The organism is Pseudomonas sp. Irchel 3A5 (assembly GCF_900187575.1).
Lineage (GTDB): Bacteria > Pseudomonadota > Gammaproteobacteria > Pseudomonadales > Pseudomonadaceae > Aquipseudomonas > Aquipseudomonas folii.
Genome location: NZ_FYDU01000014.1, coordinates 1 through 26,506, shown reverse-complemented (window position 1 = coordinate 26,506; position 26,506 = coordinate 1). Strand labels below are relative to the sequence as shown.

Below are 26,506 nucleotides of genomic sequence, written 5' to 3'. Positions count from 1 at the left end.
AAATGGATGTTCATTGGAAGTTAAATAAAGCAGGTCCGCAGGTGCTGCTGTGCCTGGTATTACTGGCTGCAAGTGTTGTCCCCTATGCCCGTGCTGCCGGGAGTTTTCAAGCGAACGTCAAGGTTGTTAACGAGACGGCGACACCCTTGGTGTTAAGCGCCGCCAACTGGGTATTGGGCGGGGTAGGGGTTGATAATTACGCGATACCTGGCCATCGCACGGGAGACATCAGCTTGACGTTCGCCTCGAAAAAACGAGGGGCACTCAGCTTCACGTATACCGCCGGAGATAAATCCTGCACGTTCAAGGCGGGTCACGATATAAGGACAAGCTTTGGTTGGTTCCGACCTGCAGAAGAGCCTTATCAATGGACTAATGCGCAATCAGATGGCGCCTCTAAAGCTATTTGTAAGGCTCAACTGGTCAGTCATGATCCCGATAAAAGCTATAGCGTCCGAGTCAGTATCGAATAGCCCGGACCTGCATTATTGCGTTACTGATGAGTTCGCAACGCGTTAAGTTAAACAAAAAACGCCCGGCTCTTTCGACGCCGGGCGTTCTCGTGTGTCGCTCGTGAATCAGGCGAGGCTGTGTGCTTCGCTGTGGTTCTCGACCAGTTCCAGGCGCTCGTTGTTCTGGGTACTGACCCGCTCATACAGCTGCGCGTCGGTTTCCAGTTCTTTTTCCCGAGCCGGGAAGATCTCGTTGAGCTTGGCTGCCCATTCACCTCGTGCTTTTTCGGGGAAGCAGCGCTCGATCAGGTCCAGCATGATCGAAACGGTGACCGAAGCACCTGGCGATGCACCCAGCAGGGCGGCGAGAGAGCCGTCTTTGGCCGAGACCAGTTCGGTACCGAATTGCAGGACGCCGCCTTTCTTGGGGTCCTTCTTGATGATCTGCACCCGTTGGCCCGCAATTTCCAGGCGCCAGTCTTCAGCTTTAGCTTCTGGATAGAAGCGGCGCAGTGACTCAAGACGCTGCTCCATGGACTGCATGACTTCGCTGACCAGGTATTTAGTCAGGTCCATGTTGTCGCGGGCCACGGCCAGCATCGGTTTGATGTTGGCGATACGTACCGACAGCGGCAGGTCAAGGAACGAGCCGTGTTTGAGGAACTTGGTGGTGAAACCGGCGTAAGGTCCGAACAGCAGGGACTTCTTGCCGTCGACGACGCGGGTGTCCAGGTGCGGCACAGACATTGGCGGCGAACCGACCGCTGCCTGACTGTAGACCTTGGCCTGGTGATGTTTGACCACTTCAGGATTGTCGCAGCGTAGCCACTGGCCGCTGACCGGGAAGCCGCCAAAGCCTTTGCTTTCTTCGATGCCTGACATCTGCAGCAATGGCAACGCCGCACCACCTGCGCCGAGGAACACGAATTTCGCGTCGATCTCACGCGTGCTGCCGCTGTTCACGTCCTTGATGCTGACGCTCCAGCCAGCGCCTTTGCGGCTCAGGCCTGTGACCCGCTTGCTGTACTTGACCTGAGCATCCGGACCGCTGCTCAGGTGTTTGAGCAGTTGATTGGTCAGGTTGCCGAAATTGACGTCAGTGCCGTTCATGACTCGCGTCGCGGCGATCTGCTCATCGGCCGGGCGGCCGGGCATCATCAGCGGCATCCACTCGGCAAGGGTCGCCTTGTCCTCGGTGTATTCCATGGACGAGAACGCATGGTGCGTGCGCATGGCTTCAAAGCGGGTCTTGAGGAAGGCAATGCCTTTCTCGCCCTGCACGAAGCTCAGGTGCGGAACTGCACTGATGAAGCTCTTCGACGAGCCGAACGTGCCTTTTTGCGTCAGGTAAGCCCAGAACTGTTTGGAAACCTCGAACTGGGTATTGATTTGCACGGCTTTCTTGATGTCGATGGAGCCATCAGCTGCCGGCGGGGTGTAATTGAGTTCGCACAGACCCGCATGGCCGGTACCGGCGTTGTTCCACGGGTTTGAACTCTCCGCAGCGCCAGAGTCCATCAGCTCAACGACTTCCAGCTTGAGGCCGGGGTCGAGCTCCTTGAGCAGTACGGCGAGGGTGGCACTCATGATGCCCGCTCCAACCAATACCACATCGACTGCTTCGTTATGCGCCATTAACGCGTCTCCAAAATCTGCAGCACCAAATTGACGGCATACGATCCTGAGGTCAGATGCCTGGTAGCGGGACTTTGTTCAAAGTTGTGTCCCGATAATCCTGGCCAGGATCTGCATGTCCGATTCTTCGCAATTTTTCGCATCATCAACGGAGGCCATCAAACGGACTTGAATGATTGATTCATCTAGGCAGCATGAACGCATTTTTCAGCCCGGTCAGCCATTCGACCATCGTCAAGGCATCCGTTGTGCAACCAAATCCGTAGCGGACAGGCTTCAGACTCCAGTCGAGGAGGCTGCGTAGCAGCAATCGATCCTGTTCAAAATGGTTGGGTCAGATGCTAATGGTGCATTTACAAACGCGTACCTGTTCATTTGCTCGCCACACTCTTGTGAAGTAGTGAAACCCGTTTTTTCGCGTTCTTTTGGAGACGCGAACCTCAACCTCAAAAGGGCTGCGCGATGGCAGCACCGGCAGATCAAGGGCATGCATTCCGACGTGTTGGCGAGCGATACGGGTTCAAAATATTCGAGCCCGTCAGCACCGATCAACACGCAAATCTGCGTGATCGTGACCTGTGTGGGCGGCTCTCTGTGGGCATTACGAAGGCGCTAATCAGAAGATTAGCCATGCTGCGAGGCCCGATCAGGAGACGTCCTTATAATCGGGGGAAGATTATAGCGATGAAACGACAGGAATTGATCGTATTAAGTGACTTTTATTCGGTTCGCAGTCAGGCCATGCGCAACTGACGCGCTGCAGGTTGCCCGGCGCGGCGAGTGATACGGGCATTGAGGGGCAGTGGCTGGTTCAACCAGGACAGATTCTGTTCGGTAACCTCAACCCAACCCTGACCCACGGGAGGCTGAGTGCACTGTTTGAACGCGCAGCAAACACCGCTTTTATCAATGCGCGCGTAGTGGCGGTACTTGGGACGAGCAGTAAAGAGTGACCAGATAAAGTCCATGGGGTGGCTCCCGATTGGTTTAGGCGCAATTCTGCACACCGCACATGACATCATCGTGACGTGGGTGTTGCTGAACCATTGCATCTCTGGCGCGGTCCGATTTTCACTGGTTGGCGGTGCTGGGAGGCCGCTATACTGCGGCACATTTAGTGCCTGGCCCATTGGAGAGAGATGAGCATGCTGCGTCGCATTTTGTTTGGTTTGCTTGCTGTAACGAGTCTGACTCTGGTTGGCTGTGCCCACAGCCCTCAACAACTTAGCCCGCAGCCCAAGCTGAATGCCCAGCTGGCGCCGGTAGGCCGTGGTCAGCCGGTCATGGTGCGTGTCGTCGACGGTCGCCCAAGCCCGACGCTGGGTACCCGTGGTGGCATGTATCCGGAAACCAGCGCGGTCAGCGTTTCCAGTGCTGATGTACTGCCCAAGTTGCAGGCTCAGGCAGAAGCTGCTGTGCGTCTGCTGGGCTTTACCCCATCGCCTAACGGCGGCGGTCCACAGCTGACCATTACCCTGGCGGATCTGAAGTATCAATCGCCGAAAGAAGGCCTGTACGTGACTGAAGCGACCATCAGCACCACGTTCCGCGCCGAAGTGAAGAACAATGGCCGTAACTACGCCGGTCGTTATGCCGCTTCGCTGGATCAGCGCTTCGGTATGGCACCGAATCAGGAAACCAACACTCGTCTGGTGAGCGACGTGTTGAGCGACGCCCTTACGCGTCTGTTCCAGGATCAGACCATTGGCAACACGCTGGCTCAGTAAAACCAGCGCTGCTGTAAAAAAAGCCCGGCTCTTTTGCGAGATGCCGGGCTTTTTTGTGCCAATACTTTTACCGGTGGGAGAGTCCAGGTTTGCCCGCAAGCTGACATGGGACCGGCTTTAGCCGGGAAGGCGGCATGTCTGGCGATAAAAATGTGGTGCTTGTACTGGCCTCTTCCCGGCTAAAGCCGGTCCCACGACATCGCGCCAATCGTCCTATCAATGATCCCGATCAGGCTCACGCCGCCTGCTGATAAAAATCCAGAAAGCTGAAACCCGTCTGCAGATCCATGTCTGGCAAGTCATGGTGTTGGTGACCACCAAGGGCGCAGTAGACCAGCCAGTTACGGTCCTGAACATTGAAGGACCAGGCGTCGATCAAGGCTTCCTGTTCGTCACTTGGGGCGATCAGATAAAGGCGGTCCTGGTTTTTGGCGTGCAGCATGTGAAGCTCCATTGGGTCGAAGTTCTTCCTCGAAGGAGCCATACAGTGCCCGGATCAGGTTACGTTCACATGACGGTGATGAAAATTGTCTGACAAGTTTCAGGCATAAAAAAAGGCGCTGAATATCAGCGCCTTTTTTATCGTCAGCAGCATCAGAGCGGTATGCCCGCCTTGACCCGATACTGATTGCGCACCGGCGTCGCGTATTGCTGGATCAGGTAAGGGCGGTGCTCTGCCGGGCATTCGTCGAGACGGCGTTGCCATTCTTCCTGAGCCTTGGTCAGCTCCGGTGCGGCAAACACATCGTTGGCCTTCGGCACATCGAGCGTCGTGTCCGCATCGGCCCATTGTGCGTACGCCAGGTAATGCACCGGGAACAGGCGATAGCCACCGAGAATCTGCCGGTCCATCTCCGTGGCCAGCGCCTTGGTGTCTTCGAACAGCTCGGTGATGGGCGGCGCAAAGTTCACGTGGACGCGGCCTTTATAGCCGGTGATACCCAAGGCAATGCTGACATCGTCTTCGCCTGGCACTTTGGTGTAAGTGCCGGTAGTGGCGCGAATATAGAGCTCCCTGGCCTTGGCGTGATCGCAGGGGTCATATTCGTAGCTGATGGACACCGGCGTCAGGTTCAGTGACTGGATTACTTCGGCGAACGGCTCGTCCTTGCGGCTCATGTGGAACATCTTGAGGATCGCCGACTCGGTGCGGTCATCACCGTCCTTGGCGCGGCCTTCTGCCTGTGCAATCCAGATCGACTGGCAGTCATTGCGAATCGAGTGGTTGATGTACGCCGACAGCAGCTGATACGCCGCCATCTTTTCCCGACGCCCGGTGATGGACCGGTGCACGATGAAGCTTTTGTTCAGGCGCATCAGGTCGCTGACAAACGGTTTTTGTAGCAGATTGTCGCCAATCGCGATGCGCGGTGTCGGCAGCCCAGCGTGGTACACGGCGTAATTGACGAAAGCCGGGTCCATCACGATGTCGCGGTGGTTGGCCAGAAACAGATAGGCGCTGCCGGATTTGAACTGCTCGACACCGGTGTAGGTCACACCGTCGGTAGCGCGCTCAATGGTGTGGTCGACGTAGTATTCGACCTTGTCCTGCAAGGTGGCGACCGAATTGATACCGACGAACTGACGGCGCAGCTTGCGCGCAATGATCGGTTGTAATGCCCAGCCCAAAGCGCCTGCCAGTTTCGGGAAGCGGAAGCGGGTCAGGATCGATAGAAATTCTTTGTCGCTGAGCAAACGCTCAAGTACCGCTGAGACTTCAGCGTCGTTGTAAGGTCGGATGGCATCAAATTCGCCCATCATGCTCTCTTGTTAAGGGTGACAAAAATAGGGGAGGCCGGGTCTGAAAATTGCGTCCAGACTCTATCGGAGCCTTCAAAGAGCGCGATTATACGCACAACTGATCCCGGAGACCGCGATGCAGGAAATTCAGAGTTACGACTGTCCTTACTGCGGGGAGCCTGTTGAGGCCGTGCTGGATCTGTCCGGCGGTGATCAGCAGTACATTGAGGATTGCCCGGTATGCTGTCGGCCCATCGTATTCGACCTGCAAACCGATGGTGAAGACTGGAATCTGGATGTTCGCAGCGAGAACGAATGATGCAGAAAGTCTACGAGCCGGAAAACCTCATGGAAGGCGAGCTGTTACAAGGCATGCTCGCCAGTGAGGGGATTGAAGCGCATCTGACCGGTGGGCATTTGCTGGGCGCCCTTGGCGAGTTGCCGGCCCTCGGGCTATTGGGCCTGTTGGTGGACAACGATCAGGTCGAGCGGGCGCGACAGTTGATCACTGAGTACAATGCGGCGCTGCCTTTCTCTGGAGGCGAGGCCGGTGATGAGCCGGACAATTTCCCTGACGTGCTGGTGTGTTGAGCGGCGTAACGGCCTTTTCTTCAATACCCGGCGCATCCAAGTGAGTTTTTTTGCCCCATGTGTGGACGCTATGCGCTGTTTCGTTGGACGCCCGCTTTTGCGGCCTTGCCCGGTTTTCCGGCTGACCAACAGGCGCAATGGAATATATCACCCGCGGATTCGGTGCTCATGTTGCGCGCTATCGCCGGAACTGACGGCGATCTGGAGCTGGCCCTGGCACGTTGGGGTCTTACGCCCCCCTGGCTGACGGACTTGTCCCGGACACCGGCTCATGCCCGTGCTGAAACCCTGGTCGAGCAACCGATGTTTCGCGAAGCTTTTCGCTTGCGCCGCTGCCTGCTGCCCGCCAATGGTTTTTATGAATGGCGCGGCACGACGCGCAAGCGGCCATTCTGGCTGACGCCGGGGGAAGGCTCCGCGCTGTTTTTTGCAGCGATCTGGGAAGCTTATCCGGTGCAGGGCCATACGTACCTGAGTGTCGCAGTGGTCACGCAACTGGCCGCCAGTCAGCGGCGTCCATTGATCCTCGACGCGCAAGGGCAAAAGGACTGGCTGGCGGCCGACACCCCCCTGCCAACCTTGCAAGCCTTGCTCGCTGCTCCCCAAACCACACTGCGCGAGCGCCCGCTGGCGAATCTGGTCAATGACCCTAAGCTCAACGCGCCGGAGTGTCTGACGCCGTTGTGATCGCGCAACCTAGTGGGACCGGCTTTAGCCGGGAAGAGGCCGTTACAGTCACTAAAAGTGTGTCGTCAGAACTACTGCCTTCCCGGCTAAAGCCGGTCCCACGTCGTCTATCACCTTGTACGCATACAGGAACCAACGTGTAACCAGGCTGACAAACTTGGCTGTCAGCCAGCATCTGGCGCATCCGTCGTTCACCGCCTAGGATGAGCGCCATGTTCAAAGGGAGATCCATCATGCGTCAGAAATTTGCTCTATGTGCCTTGAGTGCCGCCTTGCTGCTTGGCGGGTGTCAGGCCGTGAATACCACCAGTGGCGATTCGGTCGGTGTAGAACGCAAGCAATACATGTTCAGCATGCTCTCGACCGATGAGGTCAATCAGATGTATGCCCAGTCCTATAAAGAAACCGTTGGCGAGGCGTCGACCAAAGGCGTGCTGGACACGACCAGCGACAACGCCAAGCGCGTGCATGCAATTGCCGATCGCCTGATCGGTCAGGCACCTAAGTTGCGTCCGGATTCTGCGCAGTGGCAGTGGGAAGTGAACCTGATCAAAAGTGATGAGCTGAATGCCAACTGCGGACCAGGCGGCAAGATCATTTTTTACACGGGTCTGATCGACAAATTGAAGCTGACTGACGACGAGATCGCGGCGGTGATGGGTCACGAAATCGCCCACGCCCTGCGCGAGCATGGACGAGAGTCGATGTCCAAGGCCTACGGTGTTGCGATGGCCAAGCAAGGGGCGGGTGCAATTCTGGGTCTTGGGCAGGACAGCATGGCACTGGCCGATACCGTGGTGAATTACAGCCTGACATTGCCTAACAGTCGCAGTAACGAAAACGAGGCCGATCTGCTGGGCCTGGAGCTGGCAGCCCGTGCCGGTTACAACCCGAATGCCGCTATCACCCTTTGGCAGAAAATGACCCAGAACTCAGGCGGTTCACAACCTGAATTCATGAGCACTCACCCGGCTTCGGAAAGCCGCATCGCGTCGTTGCAAGCCGCGATTCCCAAGGTGATGCCGTTGTACAACGCGGCCAAAAAATCCTGATACAGCGCAGGTCCATGTTGCTCGTGCGCTCCTACCGTGTAGCGCGGTGTGGGTAGGAGCGAACTTGTTCGCGAGAGCGGCGACGCGGTGAATCAAGCCAGGCTCCTCGCGGGCAGGCGTGCTCTTGCAGATCGATGCCGTTAAACCCAGCCACTCACCTGCATCGCCTTGTAGACCGCAACCAGCGCGAGCACGAAGAAGGCGCCTGCCGCCAGGCGGCGGATCAGGGTCAGGGGCAGTTTTTCGGCGGCGAAATTGCCTGCCAATACCACCGGCACGTTGGCCAGCAACATACCCAGCGTTGTCCCCAGAATCACCAGCCACAGATACGAATATTGCGCGGCGAGCATGACCGTGGCTATCTGCGTCTTGTCGCCGATTTCAGCGATGAAGAACGCGATCAGCGTGGTCATGAACGGGCCGAACTTGCGTGCAGTGTTGGCTTCGTCTTCATCCATCTTGTCCGGAACCAGGGTCCACAGCGCCGTCGCGGCGAAGCTCGCGGCGAGGATCCAGTGCAGGGTGGCGTCGGAGAAGAAGCTGCCAAACCATGCGCCAACAGCGCCAGCGGCGGCGTGGTTAGCCAGGGTTGCGGCGACGATGCCCGCGATGATTGGCCATGGCTTGCGAAAGCGAGCAGCCAGAATGAGGGCAAGGAGTTGGGTCTTGTCACCGATTTCGGCAAGCGCGACTACAGCGGTAGGGACCAACAAGGATTCCAGCATCAGGTTTTCCTAGGGGCGGGTCGACACGGCTATGACACGTACAGCCTCCCCGCCCCGGGTAAGGTGTTCGTGTCATAGGTCTTGTCAAACCACCGATCCGTCTGAGCGGATTCGGGGTCGTACGCACCATGGTCTGAGGACCAAGTATGTTGATGCGTACCAGACGAGCATGGCGCTCGTGGGAGACTACTCCCCTAGGACGGAGCGGATTCTGCCTTCAGCTTTCGCTTTGGGCAAGTGCTTATTTTCAAGCCCGCTTGGCGCGATAGATTCGGAAGCCGTTGCCTTCAGCCTTGATCGCACACACGCCAAAATGCTCTTCGATGATGGGTTGATACTTCAGGAAACTATTGGCAACCAGCCGGAGTTCGCCGCCTGATTTCAGATGTTGCCGGGCTTTTCTCAGCAGGTTCTCTGTCGCCTTATAGTCGGTATGTACCCCGACATGGAACGGCGGATTGCTCAAAATCGTGCTCAATCCCATTGGCGCTGCATCGATACCATCACCCGTCAGTACCTCGGCTTCAAGCCCGTTTGCCGCAAGGGTCAGACGCGTACTGGCGGTGGCAAAAGCATCCACATCGAGCATGATCACGTTGTTATGCGGATAGCGACGTTTTACCGCAGCCCCCAACACCCCAGCGCCACAGCCAAAGTCGAGCAAATTGCCGCTCGGCAGCTTGTCGATGTGTTGCAGGAGCAGCGCTGAGCCGCGATCGAGTCGGCCCTGGCTGAAGACGCCCGGCAGGCTGACAACCTTGAGTGGACCATCTTCCATTTCGACTTCGTACTGCTGGGCGAGGCTTTCCAGCGTTACCGCGTCAGGGGCGTCTTCAACGGTGACTTGCCAGAGCTGACAATGGCGGGCGCTGTCCAGCTTGCGGGCGCGACCAAACGGGCTCAGCTGCTTGGCTGCGGCTTCGATGCCGCTGCGTTTTTCGCCTACCAGAAACAATTCACGTCCCGCGAGGCGCGAGGCAAGCGCATTGAGCAAGTAGTTGGTCAACTCCCGCGCCTTGGGCAAAAACACCACAGCAGCTTCGAATGGCTGCTCAGGAGCTGTTACTCCGAAATGGCTGCGCCCTTCGAAGCGCGCGTCCAGCGCAGCCTGATCGCCAGCATGCCAGCACCAGCCATGGGCCTGCGGCAGGCGGCCCAGCAAATCGTCAGCAGGCAGGCCCGCCAGCAGCAGGGAGCCCTGAAACAACTCGGCCTGACGGAGTAACACTTCACTGCGCGGGTCCATGGTGGGCTCCTCGAAAAAGCGCGGAGTCTAACAGTTTGGAGCCAGCAACGGCGGTGCGATCCTTTGAATTGAAATGCTTTTTCCGTAGGAGCTCACGAGCACCGCGAGGCAGCGATGGCGGTCTGTCTGATACACCGCTATCGCGGCCTCGCGGTGCTCGTGCGCTCCTACAGGTTAGATGTTTGATTCGCAACAGAGCGGTGTCAGAACGCAGTGGTACTACCTAACTCACCACCCGAACCGGCTTGCCCGCAAAGAACGCCAGCGCATTTTCAGTCACCTGACTGACGATACGCTGCCGTGCCTCGTGAGCGCCCCAGGCACTGTGAGGGGTGATGATCAGGCGGGGAATGTCACCTGACAGCAGCGGATTATCGGCAGTAGGGGGTTCGACTGTGAGCACGTCGGTGGCGGCACCGCCCAGGTGACCCTCACGCAGGGCATCGGCCAGTGCTTGCTCGTTGATCAGTCCGCCGCGAGCGGTATTGATCACGTAGGCGTGCGGCTTGAGCAAGCTCAGCTCGTGAGCGCCCAGCATGTCGCGGGTATCGTCATTGAGCGGGCAGTGCAACGTGAGGGCGTCGACCTGCGGCAACAGCTCTTCCAGCGGTAAACGATCCGGGCGAGCAGGGCGACCGGGGATTTGCCCCAGCAGTACACGCATACCAAACGCTTCGGCCAGTTTCGCGACCGCACTACCCAGTTCGCCATGGCCCAGCAAACCCAGGGTTTTGCCTTCCAGTTCGACGATGGGAAAGTCCAGCAGGCAGAATTGTTTCGACTTTTGCCACTGACCTTGCTGCACCGCTTTCTGGTATTCGGGCAGGCTGGTCGCCAGGGCCAATAGCAACATCAAGGTGTGCTGGGCCACCGACGGCGTGCCGTAACCGTGGCAATTGCATACGGTAACCCCGTGATGACGAGCCGCTACCAGATCGATGTTGTTGGTGCCGGTGGCTGTCACCAGTACCAGCTTCAGGTCAGGACATGCCGCGAACGTGTTGGAATCGATCACGATCTTGTTACTGATTGCCACTTGCGCACCTTGCAGGCGCTCGATCACCTGATCCGCGCCGGTGCTGGTGTGCAGCGTCAGTTCACTGAAGCATTCACGCAGCTCGCTGAAATCCAGATCGCCCAGATCCAACGACGTGTAGTCGAGAAAAACTGCCTTACCGTGATTGCTCATCAGCTGTACCTGTTAATGGACGTATTGAAGCCTTAATGTGGCTAGCCTACCAGAGCGAAACGCTTGCTTACATTTTTGGAATGCTTGCCTTCTGGCCAGCTATTTTTTGGAGTAGCCCCATGTACTTGGCTGAGTTTCTTACCGTTGCGCTGATTCACTTGCTGGCTGTCGCAAGCCCCGGCCCTGATTTCGCGGTGGTTGTACGTGAAAGCGTCGCCCACGGACGCAAGGCGGGCACCTATACCGCCATGGGCGTGGGTACGGCGATCTTCCTGCATGTCGGCTATTCGTTGCTTGGGATTGGCTTGATCGTGTCGCAGTCCATCGTATTGTTCAACGCGCTCAAGTGGGCTGCAGCGGCTTATTTGCTGTACATCGGCATCAAAGCGCTGCGGGCAAAACCTGCAAGCCCCGGTGATGCGCCTGCCAACGTTGTTACAGGCGAGCGCACGGCCCGTGGTGCATTCACCAGCGGGTTCATCACCAATGGCTTGAACCCCAAAGCGACGCTGTTTTTCCTTTCGTTGTTCACCGTAGTGATCAACCCGCATACGCCAATGTGGGTACAAGCGGGTTATGGCGTTTATCTGGCAGTTGCGACCGGCCTCTGGTTCTGCCTGGTGGCGCGGCTGTTCAGCCAGGAGCGCGTGCGCGCAGGCTTTGCACGCATGGGCCACTGGTTTGATCGGGCCATGGGCGGGGTGTTGGTGGCGTTGGGCTTGAAGCTGGCGCTGACTGAGAGTCATTGATACAAATTCTTGCCCTATTTGATGCAACTGTAGGAGCTGCCGAAGGCTGCGAGGCATTTATGCTGACACACCGCCATCGCAGCCTCCGGCAGCTCCTACAGATCCAATGTTTGCTGCCAGACAGCGTGGTGTCAGAAATACCGTCCCTCTTACAGATCGGGCAGGCAGTATCCGGGTCGCAAATCATCCCTTCGGCTGATTTGACTGGCGAGGTACCGCTCTAGAGTCCATATTTCAAGCCACGCCTGTGTACTTTGAAAAGGAACTCTTATGCTACAGACCCGCGTTATTCCGCCAGCCGACGGTGCCTATCAATATCCTCTGTTGATCAAGCGGCTATTGATGTCAGGCAGTCGTTACGAAAAAACCCGGGAAATCGTCTACCGCGACACAGTCCGCTACACCTATCCAGTGCTGATCGAGCGGGTCTGTCGGCTGGCAAACGTGCTCACTGCCGCAGGCGTGAAAGCCGGGGATACCGTGGCGGTGATGGACTGGGACAGCCACCGTTATCTTGAGTGCATGTTCGCTATCCCGATGATAGGAGCGGTGGTCCACACCATCAATGTGCGGCTCTCGCCAGATCAAATTGCTTACACCATGAACCACGCCGACGATAAGTTTGTGCTGGTCAACAGTGAGTTCGTCGGCCTGTATCAAGCCATGGCCGGGCATCTGACCACGGTCGAGAAAACTCTGCTGCTGACGGACTTGCCGGAGAAGACCGCCGAGCTGCCGAATCTGGTGGGCGAGTACGAGACGCTGCTGGCCCAGGCCAGTGATCAATATGAATTCGAAGACTTCGACGAAAACTCCGTCGCCACCACTTTCTATACCACCGGCACCACGGGCAACCCAAAAGGTGTGTACTTCAGCCATCGTCAATTGGTGCTGCACACCTTGGGTCTGGCAACCGGTTTAGGCAGCGTCGAAGGATTGCTGAACACCGGTGACGTGTACATGCCCATCACGCCCATGTTTCATGTTCACGCCTGGGGGATGCCTTACGCGGCGACGATGCTGGGGGTCAAGCAGGTTTACCCCGGCCGTTACGACCCAGAGTTTCTGGTCGAGTTGTGGCGCAAGGAGAAAGTGACATTCTCCCACTGTGTACCGACCATCATGCAGATGGTGCTCAACGCGAAAAGCGCGCAGGGCGTCGACTTTGCTGGCTGGAAAATCATCATTGGTGGCAGTTCGCTGAACCGGACGCTGTATGAGACGGCCAAAGCGCGGGGTATTCAATTGACGGCTGCTTATGGCATGTCGGAAACCGGCCCGCTGATTTCGGTGGCTCATTTGAACGACGAATTGCGTGCGGGGAGCGAAGACGAGCGCATCACCTACCGCATCAAAGCGGGTGTGCCTGGGGTATTGGTGGACGCGGCAATCGTGGACGAAGACGGCAATTTCCTCCCGGCTGACGGTGAAACCATGGGTGAGCTGGTACTGCGCGCGCCCTGGCTGAGCGAAGGTTATTGCCGTGAGCCGCAGAAAGGCGCCGAGATGTGGGCGGGTGGCTGGATGCACACGGGCGATGTGGCCACGCTCGACAGCATGGGCGTGATCGACATCCGCGACCGGATAAAGGATGTGATCAAGACCGGTGGCGAATGGATTTCCTCCCTTGCGCTGGAGGACCTGTGCAGTCGCCATCCCGGAGTTCGCGAAGTCGCGGTAGTGGGTATCGCTGATCCACAGTGGGGAGAGCGACCCTTTGCATTGCTGGTGTTGCGTGACGGGCACAGCGTTGAGGCCAAGGATTTGAAAGAGCACCTCAAGCCTTTCGTCGAATTGGGCCACATCAATAAGTGGGCAATCCCGCATCAGATTGCGGTTGTTACTGAAATTCCCAAGACCAGCGTCGGCAAACTCGACAAGAAGCGAATGCGCCTGGACATCGCCGAATGGCAGAGCACCAATAGCGCGTTTTTGTCGACCCTTTGAGGCTTTTTTGTAAACGCGCAGGCATCCGCGCGATGTCGTGGGACCGGCTTTTAGCCGGGAAGAGGCCGGGGCAGACACAAAAGTTCTAGTTGCCGAACGACCGCCTTCCGGGCTAGAGCCGGTCCCACGTCGCACATCAACAGAAATCCCCCAACAAGTGCTTCCCAGAGCGTTTGGCGCTTCAAATCACACTTTAGAGGGATCAAGCAGTGCGTCGGGCTGGCTATAGTCGATGGAGGGGCTGCGTAAAAACCAATGACAAGGCGAATCGTTGTAATCTTCCGGGTTACCCGATGAGCGCTGGACTGTCTGTCGAAAGATCGGCTGTCCGTTTTTTGCAGTACCACTGCCAAAACAATAAAAAACACATGGAGTAGCGTCGATGACATCAGCAAACCAGTTCTGGCGGCGGGCAAAATTGCCTTTGGCCGTCAGCCTCGCTTCTACGCTCGCCGGTCCTGCTTTCGGCGTCAGCTTCAACATTGGCGAAATCGAAGGCAAGTTCGACTCGTCGCTCTCCGTGGGCGCCAGTTGGTCCACCGAAAACGCCAACAAGAATCTCATCGGTTCGAACAACGGCGGGCATGGCCTGTCGCAAACATCCGATGACGGCCACTTGAATTTCAAACGCGGTGAAACGTTTTCGAAAATCTTCAAGGGCATTCACGATCTTGAGTTGAAGTACGGCGACACGGGTGTGTTTGTGCGAGGCAAGTACTGGTACGACTTTGAGCTCAAGGACGAAGGCCGGGAGTTCAAGGACATCAGCGACTCCAATCGCAAGGAAGGCGCCAAGTCTTCCGGCGGGCAGATTCTCGACGCTTTCGTTTACCACAACTACAGCATCGGCGATGAGCCAGGTTCGGTGCGTTTCGGTAAACAAGTGGTCAGTTGGGGTGAAAGTACTTTCATCCAGGGCGGCATCAACAGCATCAACCCGGTCGACGTGTCTGCGTTCCGTCGTCCCGGGGCCGAAATCAAGGAAGGCCTGATTCCGGTCAATATGTTTTACCTGTCGCAAAGCATCACTGAGAATCTTTCGGCAGAAGGTTTCTACCAGCTTGAGTGGGACCAGACTGTTACCGATAACTGCGGTACGTTCTTTTCGCAACCCGACGTGATTTCAGACGGTTGCGATAACAATCTGGCGGTGTTGCGCAGTCGGAGTGGACTGAACAGCTCACTGACTGCTGCCGGGTTACCTGCTGGGGCTCGCGGCGCGATCTTCAACACCCTTGGCCAGCGCGGTGTGTCGTTCGGCAACCCGGATGAAGGTGCAGTCGTACGTCGTGGCCCTGACCGGGATGCGCGTGACAGTGGCCAGTTTGGCGTTGCCATGCACTATAACTTCGAGCCGCTGGACACCGAGTTTGGCGCTTACTTCATGAATTACCACAGCCGCGCGCCGATTTTCAGCGGCAGAGGCGCTCCCGCCAGTGCTTATAGTGCCGCAGGGCTAGTGGGTGGACTTGTGGGCAGTGGTATTCCATTGGCTACGGCCAGGGCATTGGCGCCGACGCTTTTACCTCTGGTCGTTGCGGGTAACTCCAGCTACTACGTCGAGTACCCGGAAGACATTCATCTGTACGGTCTGAGCTTCTCCACCACGTTGCCAACCGGCACCGCCTGGAGCGGCGAACTCAGCTACCGGCCTAATGCTCCGGTGCAAATCAACACCACCGATATCCTGTATTCGGGCATCACCCCTCTGAACCCGAACGTGTCGGTGCTGCAAGGTCGCCCGGATACCGATCAAAAGGGCTATCGCCGTAAAGAAATTACCCAGCTGCAAACCAGCTTCACGCAGTTCTTTGATCAAGTCATGGGGGCTGAACGTCTGACCGTGGTGGGTGAAGTGGGCTGGACGCATGTAGGCGGCCTAGATAGCACTTCGAAAATTCGTTATGGCCGTGATCCGAGCTACGGGCCTGGGCCCCTGCCTAATGGTCAGTGTGCGACGCTCAACGCGGGCACGCTCACCGGCGCAGCGCAAAACAACCTCACCCGTTATTGCGAAGACGACGGCTTCACCACCGCCAATTCCTGGGGTTATCGCGCGCGCGCCATCTGGGATTACAACAGCGTATTTGCCGGGGTGAACCTGCGTCCAAACGTCGCCTGGTCTCATGACGTCAAAGGTTATTCGCCAGGTCCTGGCGGCAACTTCGAGGAAGGTCGCAAGGCGGTGAGTCTGGGGCTGGATGCCGAGTACCAGAACACTTACACGGCGGCTCTCGCGTACACCAACTTCTTCGATGGCAAGTACACCACCGTTGACGATCGTGATTTTGTGTCGCTCAGCTTCGGCATGAACTTCTAAGAGCCCGGTTTTTCAGGACGACGATGAATATGAAAATAACAAAAAATCTGTTGCAGGTCGGTGTGCTGGGGTTGTCGCTGTTGGCAACCGGCGTGATGGCTGCTGTGTCTGAATCCGAAGCGGCAAAACTGGGCACTACGCTGACGCCAATGGGCGCGGAGAAGGCCGGGAATGCTGGCAACACTATTCCTGCCTGGAGCCCGATGCCGAAGAATGCCGGGGCAGTGGACAGCAAAGGTTTCCTGGCCAACCCGTATGCCAGCGAGAAACCGCTGTTCACGATTACCGCCGCTAACGTTGAGCAGTACAAGGCCAATCTGGCGCCGGGTCAGTACGCGATGTTCAAGCGTTACCCGGAAACCTTCAAAATGCCGGTTTATCCGTCCCATCGCGGCGCGGCGGTTCCGGATGATGTGTCGGCTGCCATCAAGAGAAATGCCACCAATGCCAAGCTCGTAGGGGGTGGCAATGGTGTGGAAAACTTTGATACAGCGGTACCGTTCCCGATTCCTCAGAGTGCTACCGAAGTCATCTGGAACCACATTGGGCGTTATCGTGGCGGTAGCGTGAAGCGTCTGGTGACCCAGGCAACGCCGCAGCCGAACGGTTCATACAGCCTGGTGTATTTCAGTGATCAGTTTGTATTCCGCGACAAAATGAAGGACTACGACCCGAAGAACCCCGGCAATGTCCTGTTCTATTTCAAACAGGAAGTCACCGCGCCAGCGCGTCTGGCCGGTAGCGTGCTGCTGGTGCACGAAACCCTCAATCAGGTAGCCGAACCGCGTTCTGCCTGGCTCTATAACGCAGGGCAACGTCGGGTCCGCCGCGCTCCGCAGGTTTCTTATGACGGACCGGGCACTGCCGCTGATGGCTTGCGCACATCCGACAATCTGGACATGTTCAACGGCGCGCCGGATCGCTATGACTGGAAGCTGGTCGGCAAGCAGGAAATGTACATCGCTGCCAACAGCTACAAGCTGGACGATCCGAAGCTCAAGTACGCTGACATCATCAAGGCAGGGCATATCAATCAGGACCTGACACGCTACGAGTTGCGCCGCGTCTGGCACATCACCGCAACTCTCAAGGAAGGGCAGCGCCACATCTATGCCAAGCGTGATTTCTTCATTGATGAAGATACCTGGCAAGCCGCGGTCATTGACCACTACGACGGTCGTGGCCAGCTGTGGCGTGTTGCTGAAGCTCACGCCGAGAACTACTACGACAAGCAAGTGCCGTGGTATGCCCTGGAAGCCATATACGACCTGCAATCGGGCCGCTATCTGGCGTTGGGCATGAAGAACGAAGAGAAGAGGGCGTACGATTTCGGCTTTACTGCGACTACCAGTGAGTTCACACCGAATGCGTTGCGTCAGGAGGGGGTGCGCTAATTCCAGTCACGATAGATATTTTGTAGGAGCTCACGAGCACCGCGAGGCAGCGATAGCGATCTGCCTGATGCACCGCCATCGCGGCCTCGCGGTGCTCGTGCGCTCCTACAGGGATCGTGTTTGCTGTGCCACAGCGCGGCGTCTGGATGACGGCGGGGGCACTCCTACCGATCATTTGCGCATGAAGCCCCTTCACCGGGGCTTTTTTATGGCTGTGTATTCGAGTCGATGATTGTAGGGAAATTGTTACAGTCTTTTCCCGCGCAGCCTTCAAAACGACTGACTTACCGTCTAGTCTCCAGAGCATTCGCCAAGCCGATCAAGAGCCGGCCATGACTGATCTGTCCCGTTTGCAAGTGTTCGCAGGCAACGCGGTCCCCGCACTGGAGGGGCGATTCTTCCGACCACCTCTGCCTGACGGCTACGTGCCTCGTCACCGTTTATGTACGCGGTTGGCTGCCGGGTTATCCGGACGGCTGCTCTTGGTGAGCGCGCCCGCCGGTTTCGGCAAGAGTTCACTGGCTATCGAGTTTTGCCAGAACCTGCCTGAGGATTGGCAAAGTGCATGGCTGGGTCTTAGCTCGCGCGACAGCGATCCGGGGCGTTTTCTGGAGCGTTTGCTAGCAGCGTTGCAGCAGTTCTTCCCACAGCTGGGCGCTCAGGCACTGGGTTTATTGAAGATGCGTCAGCGGCATCAGCCCTTCGCCTTTGAAGAGTGGCTCGACGGTCTGCTCGATGAGTTGTCGATGCATCTGATGCTGGGCAAGCCAGTTCTGCTGGTGCTGGACGATTACCATTTGGCCCAGGGCCCGGTACTGGATCGCTGTCTGCAGTTTTTCCTCAATCATCTTCCTGCCGGTTTGATCATCATGGTCACCAGTCGCCAGCGTCCTGAGTGGCATCTGGCGCGTTTGCGACTTTCGCGGCAATTAGTGGAGCTCAACGAACAGGACTTGCGTCTGACGCATGCCGAATCTCTATCCCTGTTGGGTGAGCGCAGCAACTCGCTCGGTGCCGATGCGCTGCAGAGCCTCATCGAGCGCAGCGAAGGATGGGTGGCCGGGCTGCGCTTCTGGTTGCTGGCAGCATCTGAAGAGGGGACCGATAACAAGTTGCCGCAAGCACTGCATGGCGGTGAGGGTCTGATACGCGATTACTTGCTCGAAGAAGTCATCGATAGCTTGCCCGACGATGTGCAGGCTTTTCTGTATGACACCGCATGCCTGGAGCGTTTTTGCTTCGAACTGTGCGATGCGGTCAGGGACAGCCATGACAGCGCGCGATTGCTGGGCTATCTACAGGCGCATCAAGTATTTCTGGTACCGCTCGATGAGCATGGCCGTTGGTACCGCTATCACCATCTGTTTTCTGATCTGCTGCGCGCCAAGGCTCAGGAAGGCCCCCGGCAAAATCTTCTGCACCTGAATGCTTGCCGCTGGTTCAGCGAACAGGGCTTGCTGGACGAAGCGGTTGAACAGGCACTGCGGGCCGGGCACCTTGACGTGGCTGCCAATCTGGTCCAGAACCTGTCCGAAGAGCAGCTGCTGGCTGAGCAGAACGTCGGCATGTTGTTACGCTGGAAAATGGATTTGCCCGACAGCCTGCTGATCAGTACGCCGAGGCTGATTGTGTTGTACGCCTGGGCGCTGGGGCTGGCATGTCAGCTTGATGCCGCCGAAGAGTTGGCTGAGCACCTCAGCCGGTTTCTGCCAGCACCTTCCGCTACTGCGCAAGAATCAATGCTCGCTCAGTGGCTGGCCCTGAGCGGGATTATTGCCCGCGGGCGAGGTGACACTGAAAAGACTCAGCGTTATTGCAGTGAGGCGTTGCTCAGCCTGCCGCGAAAACGTTACGGCCAGCGCTTGATGTGTTTGTCGACCCTGGCCAATCTGGCGATTGCCGAAGGCGACCTGTGGCGTGCGCGTGCCTTGAACCGTGACGCTCTGGAGCTGGCGCAGCGGGTCGCCAATCCCTTGTTCGAAGCCCTCGCGCATTATGATCGCGCCCGTGCGTTACAGGCTCGGGGGGAAATCCTTCGCGCGCTTGATGAGGTTCGCCACGGGCTGCACCGGCTGAAGGGCTTGTCTGCGCAACGCTTGTACGCCGTCCGTGCGCGACTCACGCTTTATGAAGGCTATTTGCTGACCCTGCGCATGCAGGATGAGACCGGTCGCGTGCAGCTACTGGCCGGTATTGCCGAAGCTCGGGCATGTCGAGACATCAGCGTGCTGATCGGCCACTGCGTAATGGCGGGGCTGCTGGGGCGGGAAGGGCGCTTTGCCGAGGCATTTGCGGAGCTTTCCGAAGCCGAGCGGCTGATGCATATCTGGGATGTGCCGTCGATTTACTATCTGGCGATGATCACGCTGGTCAAGTGCGAGCTGTGGTTGGCGCAAGGCCGATTCGATCTGGCCGAAGCCTGGCTGCTGCGGCTGACCCAGACCTACAGCGGCGATACGCCAGCGTCCTCACCTGAGTGTCATCCGCAACTGCCGCACTATGTCGAGTTGCAGTGCGCTGCACTGGAGCGCATTCAGGGCAAGGTTGACGCGTGCACGCAACGCCTCAAACAGCTGGAGAGTCATGCGCGTAGCGTCGATGGTCAACTTCTGAACCTGACTGCATTGATCCAGCAGATGCTGTTGCTTATCGGCACCGGCGACGAAGCGAAGGCCCGCGCTCTATTTGGTCAGAGTCTGCTCGCGGCAACGGGCGGGGCGTTGCTGCCGTTTCATGAGCTGATTGAGCATCATCCTGCCTGGCTGCGCGAGCAACTGCTGCAAGTCGCCCCTTGTGTGGTGCGCGATGCCCTGCTGGAAAGACTGCCGATGATGGCCTGCACCCAGCTCAAGGAAAGCCCCGATGCATTGCCTGTCATGGACACCCTCAGCGCACGGGAGCTCAGCGTTCTACAGTTGATCGCCCAGGGTTGCTCGAATCAGGAGATCAGCGACCAGCTCTTCATCTCACTGCACACCGTCAAAACCCACGCCAGCCATATCAATGGCAAGCTTCGAGTCGAGCGCCGAACCCAGGCCGTGGCCCGGGCACAGGAACTGGGCTTGTTGAGCTGATGTTCAGCCGACCGCTCCGATTCTGAAGCTCAGCCATCACTCATTGATGTTGGTAACCCCCCAATCCTCCGGGACTTCGATTTTCAGGATGCTGTCATGCTTCTGAGGATTGCCCGGATAATGGAGAATCAGGTTCAGCCATTAGTTGATCAATTAACCTCGCAGGCCCCCCATGCAACCCGCAAAGCCCACGCTGATAAGAGAAACCTTCCCCGTCGGCCCATTGCAGTGCAACTGCACGATCATTGGCGATCCGATTACCCGACAAGCCATCGTGGTTGATCCGGGCGGCAATCATGAGTTGATTCTGGCTCGCCTGGCAGCGCTGGAGCTGAAGGTCGTGAGCATCATCCATACCCATGCCCATCTGGATCATTTTCTGGCATCGGGGCTCCTGAAAGAGAAGACCGGGGCGACGTTGCATCTGCATAAAGAGGATCAGTTTCTGTGGGACAACCTTGAGACGCAATGTCAGGTATTTCGCGTGCCGTATACGCCGGTGCCGCCGCCGGATCGTTGGTTGGCCGATGATGAGGAGCTGGCCTGCGGCTGTGGCGTGGCGTTGCACACACCGGGCCATACTCCCGGCTCGATGAGCTTCTGGTTTGCCGATGCCGGGTTGTTGATTGCCGGGGATACTTTATTCCGTCGCGGTATTGGTCGTACGGATTTGTGGGGCGGGGATCAGGCGACCATCGTGCGTTCGATCAAGCAGCGTTTGTACACACTTGATGAAGAGGCTACGGTTGTTACAGGGCATGGTCCTGACACACGGCTGGGCGATGAAATGCGTGAGAATCCGTTCGTTCGGGCTTGAGCGCTGTTCAGGCAGGGTTAAGGAATTTATGAGGGCTGCCATGCTCTAATTTCGTCACAAGTCCGAGGACTTACTGTTCATAGAATTCAGGAGCATTTCCATGTTTACCTCGCGTCGTTTGATTATTGTCGCTACTGCCGTGGCAATGCTTTCCGGGTGTGCGTCGCAAAATCCTTATGACAATCAGGGCCAGGCTCAGAACTCTGGCGGTGTCAGCAAAACGGCCAAATACGGCGGACTGGGTGCGCTGGCAGGGGCTCTGGCCGGGGCAGCCATCGATCACAATAATCGCGGCAAAGGGGCTTTGATTGGCGCTGCGGTCGTCGGTGCGGCTTCTGCCGGTTACGGTTACTACGCTGACAAACAGGAAAAAGCGCTGCGCGAAAGCATGGCCAACACGGGCGTAGAAGTTCAGCGCCAAGGCGATCAGATCAAGCTGATCATGCCGGGCAACATCACTTTCGCCACCGATTCTTCGGCGATCGCCAGCAGCTTCTACTCGCCGCTGAACAATCTCGCCGGTTCGTTGAAACAGTTCAATCAGAACAACATCGAGATCGTTGGTTACACCGACAGTACGGGTTCGCGTCAACACAATATGGACCTGTCTCAGCAACGCGCACAGAGCGTGAGCACCTATCTGACGTCCCAAGGCGTTGATCCTGCCCGCCTGTCCGTGCGTGGTGCAGGTCCTGATCAGCCGATTGCCAGTAACGCTGATGTGAATGGCCGCGCTCAGAACCGTCGGGTTGAGGTCAACCTCAAACCGATTCCGGGTCAACAGTACGAGCAATATCAGCAGTAATTCTGTGCTGAACCGTCTACCCGTCTGAACCTGATAGCGCAAATAGTAATGCTTCCTATTTGCGCTATTTCATTAAAGCTTTTATCCTTGCGATCCGAGTGGCTGACGCCTGTTGCTGACAGGTAAGTCCAACCGCCAGCATGGATAGAACGGATGAACTGGAACGGTATCAACCTGCGGTGGGCTTACACTGATCTGTTGCTCAGTCTGAGCCGGCAGACGCGTTGCGTTCACAGCGCTTACGATATTCTCCACGACGCGTTTATTCGCTACATGCTGGCCAGCCAGCGAATCACCATCGAACAGCCCAACGCCTATTTGCGGCGCGTTGCTCATTCCGTGTTGATCGACCACTACCGCGACGCCTCCCGCTACCAGCCCCTGACCGATGATGACGGTGCATACCTGACGCATGAAAACGTGAACGAAGAGTTCGCGCCCTCAGCAGAGCATCTTGCTGATCTGCAGCAGCGTCTTGAAGCCCTGCAACGTATTCTGGATTGCCTGCCGCCACGTTGCCGCGAGGTGTTTTGGCTGGCGAGAATTGAAGGTCATCGCCAGGTGCATATCGCCCGCATGCTTAATATCAGCCTGAGCATGGTTGAGCGTCATCTGATGCGTGCCTTACTCGACCTGCGGGCGGCTCGTGAGACGCTTTGCTCGTGAGTTCGCCAAGAGAGCAAGCTGCACGGTGGTTTACTCGTTTGCTCGACGTTCCTGACGATCACCCTGATCGAGCGCGGTTTGATATCTGGCTTCGCGCCGACGCCCAGCATCGTGTCGAGTACCAGGCCTTCTGCGAACTATGGGGCGACTTCACCTCGACCCGCAAAACCCAGGCCCTTGCCCAATCAATGGAGATACGTAGCAGTCGCCGCACCTTTATGCGTAACAGCTTGCTGGGTCTGGGAGGGTTGCTGGTCGGCGGTCTCGCATGGCGCTACTGGAGCCGAACCGGGGTTTACGAGCAGCAGTTTTATACCCGCTGGGGCGAGAAACAAACGCAGCGCTTACCCGACGGCAGCGAGATTATTCTGGGTGCCAATACGCGTGTGCAGGTGCGATACGAAGGGTTGCAGCGTCAGGTTTTTGTGTTGCAGGGGGAGGTGATTTTTGACGTTGCACACGCTGCCGATCGTCCGTTTGTGGTGGACGCCGGGTTGGCGCGGGTGACGGTGTTAGGCACGCGATTCGTGGTCAACAGGCTTGATGACCGGCTGCGGGTCAGCGTGGAGAGGGGCAAGGTTCAGGTTGACAGTGATGCTTCGAGCCTGCAACTCATTCAGGAGCAGGTGGCTGAGATTCGTCGCGACCAGCCTCTGCAACGGCTGACTATTCCTGCCACCAATGCGTTTGCGTTCGAACATGGCCGGTTGATCTTTACCCAAGCGGATCTGGCCGAGATAGCTGACAGTCTGTCTCGTCATCGTGAGCAGCCGGTCCGCAGCATTGCAGGAAAGAAATCGCCACTGATCACGGCGGTGGTGCAGCTTTCCGACATCGACAGTTTCTTGTCGGCTTTGCCAAAAATCGCCGCAGTAGAAGTCGAGCAGAGCAAAGGCGTTACTCACCTACGCGCACGTTGAGCGCCACGACGAAAATAATTCTTGTTTGCACATCAGGGTTTTTTCCAGCTAGCGCGTCATTAGGTATCTGCTACCTATAACGAGAAGACCCAATGCTCTTTCATCCGCTGAAGAATCTTGTGGTTGCCATGTCTCTGGCCCTTACGGGTCATGCCTTGGCTGCGCCCGTTGCCCTTGATTTGCCCTCGCAACCCTTGGCCACTTCACTGCGGCAATTGGGCGAAACCGCCAGCCTGACGATTGCGGTAGATGACAGCATTGTCGCCCAGCGCAATGCACCTGCCATAAAGGGCAACCTTGAACCTCTGGATGCACTTCAGCGCCTGCTTGATGGCAGTGGCCTGATTTATCAGCAACAAGGCTCGACGCTGATAATTTCACGGCGCAACGATGCAATTGTTGAACTGGGAGCTACCAGCATTCAGGGGCAGGGCATGGGCCAGGCCACTGAGAACTCAGGCTCATACACCACCGGCCTGACCAGTGTTGGCTCCAAGACGCCAACCAGCCTGCGTCAAACACCGCAGTCGATCTCGATTGTCAGCCAGCAGTTGATGGCCGATCAGCAGATGACGGATATCAACGATGCAATGCGGGCGACGCCGGGCATTTCGGTACAAAACAATACCTACCGGACTTTCGACATCCTGTCGCGTGGCTTCACGATCCAGAACTTTCAGCTCGATGGTGCGGCGCCAATGGCGCAGGGTAGTTCGCTGGGCAGCTTCTATTCTTCAAACGTCTACGATCTGGCGGAGTTTGACCATATTGAAGTCCTGCGTGGTTCGGCAGCGCTGTTCGGGGGAACAGGCGATCCAGGTGGCATTGTCAACATGGTGCGCAAGCGCCCGATGGATACGTTTCAGTTGAAGTTCACCGCATCAGCAGGCAGTTGGGACAACTACCGTCAGGAGCTGGATGTCACCGGGCCTATCGCGTTCGACGGCAAGTTGCGTGGGCGCATGGTGGTCGCCAACACCGATCGACAGTACTTCGTCGATAACCGCAGCACTGAAAAGCCTTTTGTCTACGGTGTGCTGGAAGCAGACGTCACTGACGACACCATGCTGACTGCCGGTATCCGCTACAACAAGTCTCATGAAAACGGCACTCAGAGTTCAGTACCTCGCTATCTCGATGGTTCAGATATTGGCCTGCCTCGCAGCACAGGCCTGGGGCAGAACTGGTCCTACACCGATGCCACCGGCCGCGAGGTATTCGCCAAGATTGACCATAAGCTGTCCGATGACTGGAAGCTCAACGTGTCTTACACCGATCTCTGGGACGTGGGTTACTTCAAATCCTCTACGGTGAGCGGCGTAGGGGTCAATCAAGCGACCGGACTGGGCTTGACCTGGTTCGGCAGCTCGGTGAAGCAGGAAAACCAGCAGCGGATGTGGGACACCAATCTGTCTGGTACATTCGAGATGTTCGGCCTGCAACATGACCTGGTGCTGGGGGGCGACTATCAGGAAATCGAAAGCCGCTGGCTGGGTACAACCAGATTCCCGACGGCGGTCGGCGTGGTGAACCCTTTCGATCCTGCCACGACACCCTTTCCTGAGCCAGCCAACAATCGCGACTATACGCGCGATTACAACCCCAATAACCAGACTCAATATGGCCTGTATGGCAGCCTGCGTTTGCAGTTGGCCGAGCCATTGCACTTGATACTGGGTGCCCGGGTTCAACGCTACAAATTCGAGCAGACCTACCAGACTCGCGTGGGGACGGTATGGGCGATCCAGTCAGACATCAGTCGGCGCGAGCCGACTAAGGTCACCCCGTATGGCGGCCTGGTTTACGACCTCAATGATGAGTGGTCGGTCTACGGTAGCTACTCGGAAATCTACAAACCTCAGGTCAATTTGCTCTCTGGTGCTGGTACTTCGCTTGATGCACTGGAAGGCAAAACCTACGAAACAGGCCTCAAAGGCGAGTTGTTTGGAGGGCTGGTTAACACCAACATCGCGCTCTACTACTCCACACGAGAAAATCAGGGGGTGCGAGATCCGAGCTATCCTGTCAGGGATTTTGACTTCTCAGGAAGTTGCTGCTGGATTGGCAATGGCGAAGTGGTGAGCAAGGGTGTGGATATGGAAGTGTCGGGTGAAATCATGCCTGACTGGATGTTGATGGCGGGCTACACCTTCAACATGAACCGCAACAAGAATGCCGATGCGCCGTTAAGTACGCAGACCCCTAAACACTTGTTCAAGATGTTCTCGACCTACCGTTTGTCGGGGGTATTGTCAGACTTCAAAGTCGGCGGCGGTGTGAATCTGCAAAGCTCTAACTACTTCCGCGGACAGGTGACATCCAATGGCGCAACCAATGCCTACGATTTCAGTCAGGCAGGTTATGCAGTCTGGAATGCGCTGGCTGAGTATCGGGTTGATGAGCATTGGACCGTCACGTACAACGCCAACAACATCTTCGACAAAAACTACTACGCGACAGTTGGATCGACGTCCGCCACCAACTGGTACGGCGAACCGCGTAACCACATGCTGACATTGCGCGGAACGTTTTGGTGAGGTCCCCTTCGTCCAGTCGTCGCCGGACACTGTAGGAGCGCACGAGCACCGCGAGGCCGCGATAGCGGCGAATCAGACAGACCGCCATCGCTGCCTCGCGGTGCTCGTGAGCTCCTTGTATCTCGACTCTAGCGCCTCACCGCGCCATAGTTCTCGACTGATCATCGAGGGAGAGCAGGAAGCTGTTGAGCTCCTAAGGCCAAGAGCCTCTATTGTAGATAGTGCTCCTGCCC

23 protein-coding genes and 1 riboswitch are annotated in these 26,506 nt (G+C 57.2%); of the genes, 16 read left to right on the top strand and 7 right to left on the bottom strand.

What is annotated here, in order from left to right; genetic code table 11:
- The first annotated feature begins 2 nt into the window (after positions 1 to 2).
- A complete protein-coding gene (locus CKW31_RS21605) occupies positions 3 to 473 on the top strand; it encodes a hypothetical protein (protein ID WP_141230173.1) in 471 nt (156 codons plus the stop codon).
- A 105-nt stretch (positions 474 to 578) separates the two neighbouring features.
- On the opposite strand, the gene mqo is transcribed toward CKW31_RS21605, so the two are convergent.
- The gene (mqo, locus tag CKW31_RS21600) at positions 579 to 2,087 is read right to left on the bottom strand and encodes a malate dehydrogenase (quinone) (protein ID WP_095099838.1); all 1,509 of its coding nucleotides are present in this window, start codon (positions 2,085 to 2,087) and stop codon (positions 579 to 581) included.
- 734 nt (positions 2,088 to 2,821) lie between these two features.
- Positions 2,822 to 3,055: a hypothetical protein gene (locus tag CKW31_RS21595; RefSeq protein WP_095099835.1), complete on the bottom strand. Its 234-nt coding sequence runs from the start codon at positions 3,053 to 3,055 to the stop codon at positions 2,822 to 2,824.
- Between the two features lie 177 nt (positions 3,056 to 3,232).
- Here CKW31_RS21595 and CKW31_RS21590 point away from each other — a divergent pair, with 177 nt between their 5' ends.
- Positions 3,233 to 3,814, top strand: a complete 582-nt coding sequence (locus tag CKW31_RS21590) for a YajG family lipoprotein (protein WP_095100296.1) — start codon at positions 3,233 to 3,235, stop codon at positions 3,812 to 3,814.
- 235 nt (positions 3,815 to 4,049) lie between these two features.
- Here the strand turns inward: CKW31_RS21590 and CKW31_RS21585 are convergent, their stop codons facing one another.
- Positions 4,050 to 4,256, bottom strand: a complete 207-nt coding sequence (locus tag CKW31_RS21585) for a hypothetical protein (protein ID WP_095099832.1) — start codon at positions 4,254 to 4,256, stop codon at positions 4,050 to 4,052.
- A 152-nt stretch (positions 4,257 to 4,408) separates the two neighbouring features.
- On the bottom strand, positions 4,409 to 5,572 hold the full coding sequence (locus tag CKW31_RS21580) for a 1-acyl-sn-glycerol-3-phosphate acyltransferase (RefSeq protein ID WP_095099829.1): 1,164 nt from the start codon (positions 5,570 to 5,572) through the stop codon (positions 4,409 to 4,411).
- Positions 5,573 to 5,690: 118 nt separating this feature from the next.
- Here CKW31_RS21580 and CKW31_RS21575 point away from each other — a divergent pair, with 118 nt between their 5' ends.
- From CKW31_RS21575 to CKW31_RS21560, 4 genes are all read left to right on the top strand, one after another.
- Positions 5,691 to 5,873: a CPXCG motif-containing cysteine-rich protein gene (locus tag CKW31_RS21575; protein ID WP_027899532.1), complete on the top strand. Its 183-nt coding sequence runs from the start codon at positions 5,691 to 5,693 to the stop codon at positions 5,871 to 5,873.
- Positions 5,873 to 6,145: a putative signal transducing protein gene (locus CKW31_RS21570; protein ID WP_095100294.1), complete on the top strand. Its 273-nt coding sequence runs from the start codon at positions 5,873 to 5,875 to the stop codon at positions 6,143 to 6,145. Before CKW31_RS21575 ends, CKW31_RS21570 begins: the two co-directional genes overlap by 1 nt.
- A gap of 57 nt (positions 6,146 to 6,202) precedes the next feature.
- Positions 6,203 to 6,832, top strand: a complete 630-nt coding sequence (locus CKW31_RS21565; protein ID WP_095099826.1) for an SOS response-associated peptidase — start codon at positions 6,203 to 6,205, stop codon at positions 6,830 to 6,832.
- A 233-nt stretch (positions 6,833 to 7,065) separates the two neighbouring features.
- Positions 7,066 to 7,884 carry a M48 family metallopeptidase gene (locus tag CKW31_RS21560; protein ID WP_095099823.1) on the top strand — a complete coding sequence of 273 codons (819 nt, stop codon included), beginning with the start codon at positions 7,066 to 7,068 and terminating at the stop codon, positions 7,882 to 7,884.
- 140 nt (positions 7,885 to 8,024) lie between these two features.
- On the opposite strand, the gene CKW31_RS21555 is transcribed toward CKW31_RS21560, so the two are convergent.
- The 3 genes from CKW31_RS21555 to CKW31_RS21545 all read right to left on the bottom strand — a co-directional run bounded on the left by CKW31_RS21555 (position 8,025) and on the right by CKW31_RS21545 (position 11,044).
- Positions 8,025 to 8,609, bottom strand: coding sequence for a TMEM165/GDT1 family protein (locus CKW31_RS21555; RefSeq protein ID WP_095099820.1), 585 nt, complete (start codon positions 8,607 to 8,609; stop codon positions 8,025 to 8,027).
- Positions 8,610 to 8,696: 87 nt separating this feature from the next.
- Positions 8,697 to 8,816: riboswitch (yybP-ykoY riboswitch) on the bottom strand.
- Between the two features lie 40 nt (positions 8,817 to 8,856).
- Positions 8,857 to 9,855, bottom strand: coding sequence for a class I SAM-dependent methyltransferase (locus tag CKW31_RS21550; RefSeq protein ID WP_095099817.1), 999 nt, complete (start codon positions 9,853 to 9,855; stop codon positions 8,857 to 8,859).
- Positions 9,856 to 10,078: 223 nt separating this feature from the next.
- Positions 10,079 to 11,044, bottom strand: a complete 966-nt coding sequence (locus CKW31_RS21545; RefSeq protein WP_095099815.1) for a 2-hydroxyacid dehydrogenase — start codon at positions 11,042 to 11,044, stop codon at positions 10,079 to 10,081.
- A 119-nt stretch (positions 11,045 to 11,163) separates the two neighbouring features.
- Here CKW31_RS21545 and CKW31_RS21540 point away from each other — a divergent pair, with 119 nt between their 5' ends.
- The 10 genes from CKW31_RS21540 (at position 11,164) to CKW31_RS21495 (ending at position 26,273) form a co-directional block, all read left to right on the top strand.
- A complete protein-coding gene (locus CKW31_RS21540; RefSeq protein WP_095099813.1) occupies positions 11,164 to 11,793 on the top strand; it encodes a LysE family transporter in 630 nt (209 codons plus the stop codon).
- Between the two features lie 270 nt (positions 11,794 to 12,063).
- A complete protein-coding gene (locus tag CKW31_RS21535; protein ID WP_095099810.1) occupies positions 12,064 to 13,740 on the top strand; it encodes a fatty acid--CoA ligase in 1,677 nt (558 codons plus the stop codon).
- A 382-nt stretch (positions 13,741 to 14,122) separates the two neighbouring features.
- Positions 14,123 to 16,060: a DUF1302 domain-containing protein gene (locus CKW31_RS21530; RefSeq protein ID WP_095099807.1), complete on the top strand. Its 1,938-nt coding sequence runs from the start codon at positions 14,123 to 14,125 to the stop codon at positions 16,058 to 16,060.
- Positions 16,061 to 16,089: 29 nt separating this feature from the next.
- On the top strand, positions 16,090 to 17,454 hold the full coding sequence (locus CKW31_RS21525; protein ID WP_176469943.1) for a DUF1329 domain-containing protein: 1,365 nt from the start codon (positions 16,090 to 16,092) through the stop codon (positions 17,452 to 17,454).
- A 332-nt stretch (positions 17,455 to 17,786) separates the two neighbouring features.
- Positions 17,787 to 20,528: a LuxR C-terminal-related transcriptional regulator gene (locus CKW31_RS21520; RefSeq protein WP_095099801.1), complete on the top strand. Its 2,742-nt coding sequence runs from the start codon at positions 17,787 to 17,789 to the stop codon at positions 20,526 to 20,528.
- 172 nt (positions 20,529 to 20,700) lie between these two features.
- Positions 20,701 to 21,345, top strand: a complete 645-nt coding sequence (locus CKW31_RS21515) for an MBL fold metallo-hydrolase (RefSeq protein ID WP_095099799.1) — start codon at positions 20,701 to 20,703, stop codon at positions 21,343 to 21,345.
- Positions 21,346 to 21,445: 100 nt separating this feature from the next.
- Positions 21,446 to 22,150: an OmpA family protein gene (locus tag CKW31_RS21510; RefSeq protein ID WP_095099796.1), complete on the top strand. Its 705-nt coding sequence runs from the start codon at positions 21,446 to 21,448 to the stop codon at positions 22,148 to 22,150.
- 153 nt (positions 22,151 to 22,303) lie between these two features.
- Positions 22,304 to 22,816, top strand: coding sequence for an RNA polymerase sigma factor (locus tag CKW31_RS21505; RefSeq protein WP_095099793.1), 513 nt, complete (start codon positions 22,304 to 22,306; stop codon positions 22,814 to 22,816).
- Positions 22,813 to 23,736 carry a FecR domain-containing protein gene (locus CKW31_RS21500; protein WP_176469942.1) on the top strand — a complete coding sequence of 308 codons (924 nt, stop codon included), beginning with the start codon at positions 22,813 to 22,815 and terminating at the stop codon, positions 23,734 to 23,736. The genes CKW31_RS21505 and CKW31_RS21500 overlap by 4 nt, the downstream gene beginning before the upstream one ends.
- 92 nt (positions 23,737 to 23,828) lie before the next feature.
- Complete coding sequence (locus CKW31_RS21495) at positions 23,829 to 26,273, top strand: TonB-dependent siderophore receptor (protein WP_095099784.1); 2,445 nt, start codon at positions 23,829 to 23,831, stop codon at positions 26,271 to 26,273.
- Positions 26,274 to 26,506 lie beyond the last annotated feature (233 nt).

Bases quoted from the DNA above. Each gene is read 5' to 3' on its own strand.
- CKW31_RS21520 (WP_095099801.1), top strand. From the start codon at position 17,787: ATGACTGATCTGTCCCGTTTGCAAGTGTTCGCAGGCAACGCGGTCCCC.
- CKW31_RS21605 (WP_141230173.1), top strand. From the start codon at position 3: ATGGATGTTCATTGGAAGTTAAATAAAGCAGGTCCGCAGGTGCTGCTG.
- CKW31_RS21575 (WP_027899532.1), top strand. From the start codon at position 5,691: ATGCAGGAAATTCAGAGTTACGACTGTCCTTACTGCGGGGAGCCTGTT.
- CKW31_RS21515 (WP_095099799.1), top strand. From the start codon at position 20,701: ATGCAACCCGCAAAGCCCACGCTGATAAGAGAAACCTTCCCCGTCGGC.
- CKW31_RS21555 (WP_095099820.1), bottom strand. From the start codon at position 8,609: ATGCTGGAATCCTTGTTGGTCCCTACCGCTGTAGTCGCGCTTGCCGAA.
- mqo (WP_095099838.1), bottom strand. From the start codon at position 2,087: ATGGCGCATAACGAAGCAGTCGATGTGGTATTGGTTGGAGCGGGCATC.
- CKW31_RS21495 (WP_095099784.1), top strand. From the start codon at position 23,829: ATGCTCTTTCATCCGCTGAAGAATCTTGTGGTTGCCATGTCTCTGGCC.
- CKW31_RS21505 (WP_095099793.1), top strand. From the start codon at position 22,304: ATGAACTGGAACGGTATCAACCTGCGGTGGGCTTACACTGATCTGTTG.
- CKW31_RS21570 (WP_095100294.1), top strand. From the start codon at position 5,873: ATGCAGAAAGTCTACGAGCCGGAAAACCTCATGGAAGGCGAGCTGTTA.
- CKW31_RS21535 (WP_095099810.1), top strand. From the start codon at position 12,064: ATGCTACAGACCCGCGTTATTCCGCCAGCCGACGGTGCCTATCAATAT.
- CKW31_RS21565 (WP_095099826.1), top strand. From the start codon at position 6,203: ATGTGTGGACGCTATGCGCTGTTTCGTTGGACGCCCGCTTTTGCGGCC.
- CKW31_RS21530 (WP_095099807.1), top strand. From the start codon at position 14,123: ATGACATCAGCAAACCAGTTCTGGCGGCGGGCAAAATTGCCTTTGGCC.
- CKW31_RS21510 (WP_095099796.1), top strand. From the start codon at position 21,446: ATGTTTACCTCGCGTCGTTTGATTATTGTCGCTACTGCCGTGGCAATG.
- CKW31_RS21545 (WP_095099815.1), bottom strand. From the start codon at position 11,044: ATGAGCAATCACGGTAAGGCAGTTTTTCTCGACTACACGTCGTTGGAT.
- CKW31_RS21540 (WP_095099813.1), top strand. From the start codon at position 11,164: ATGTACTTGGCTGAGTTTCTTACCGTTGCGCTGATTCACTTGCTGGCT.
- CKW31_RS21560 (WP_095099823.1), top strand. From the start codon at position 7,066: ATGCGTCAGAAATTTGCTCTATGTGCCTTGAGTGCCGCCTTGCTGCTT.
- CKW31_RS21590 (WP_095100296.1), top strand. From the start codon at position 3,233: ATGCTGCGTCGCATTTTGTTTGGTTTGCTTGCTGTAACGAGTCTGACT.
- CKW31_RS21525 (WP_176469943.1), top strand. From the start codon at position 16,090: ATGAAAATAACAAAAAATCTGTTGCAGGTCGGTGTGCTGGGGTTGTCG.
- CKW31_RS21585 (WP_095099832.1), bottom strand. From the start codon at position 4,256: ATGCTGCACGCCAAAAACCAGGACCGCCTTTATCTGATCGCCCCAAGT.
- CKW31_RS21580 (WP_095099829.1), bottom strand. From the start codon at position 5,572: ATGGGCGAATTTGATGCCATCCGACCTTACAACGACGCTGAAGTCTCA.
- CKW31_RS21550 (WP_095099817.1), bottom strand. From the start codon at position 9,855: ATGGACCCGCGCAGTGAAGTGTTACTCCGTCAGGCCGAGTTGTTTCAG.
- CKW31_RS21595 (WP_095099835.1), bottom strand. From the start codon at position 3,055: ATGGACTTTATCTGGTCACTCTTTACTGCTCGTCCCAAGTACCGCCAC.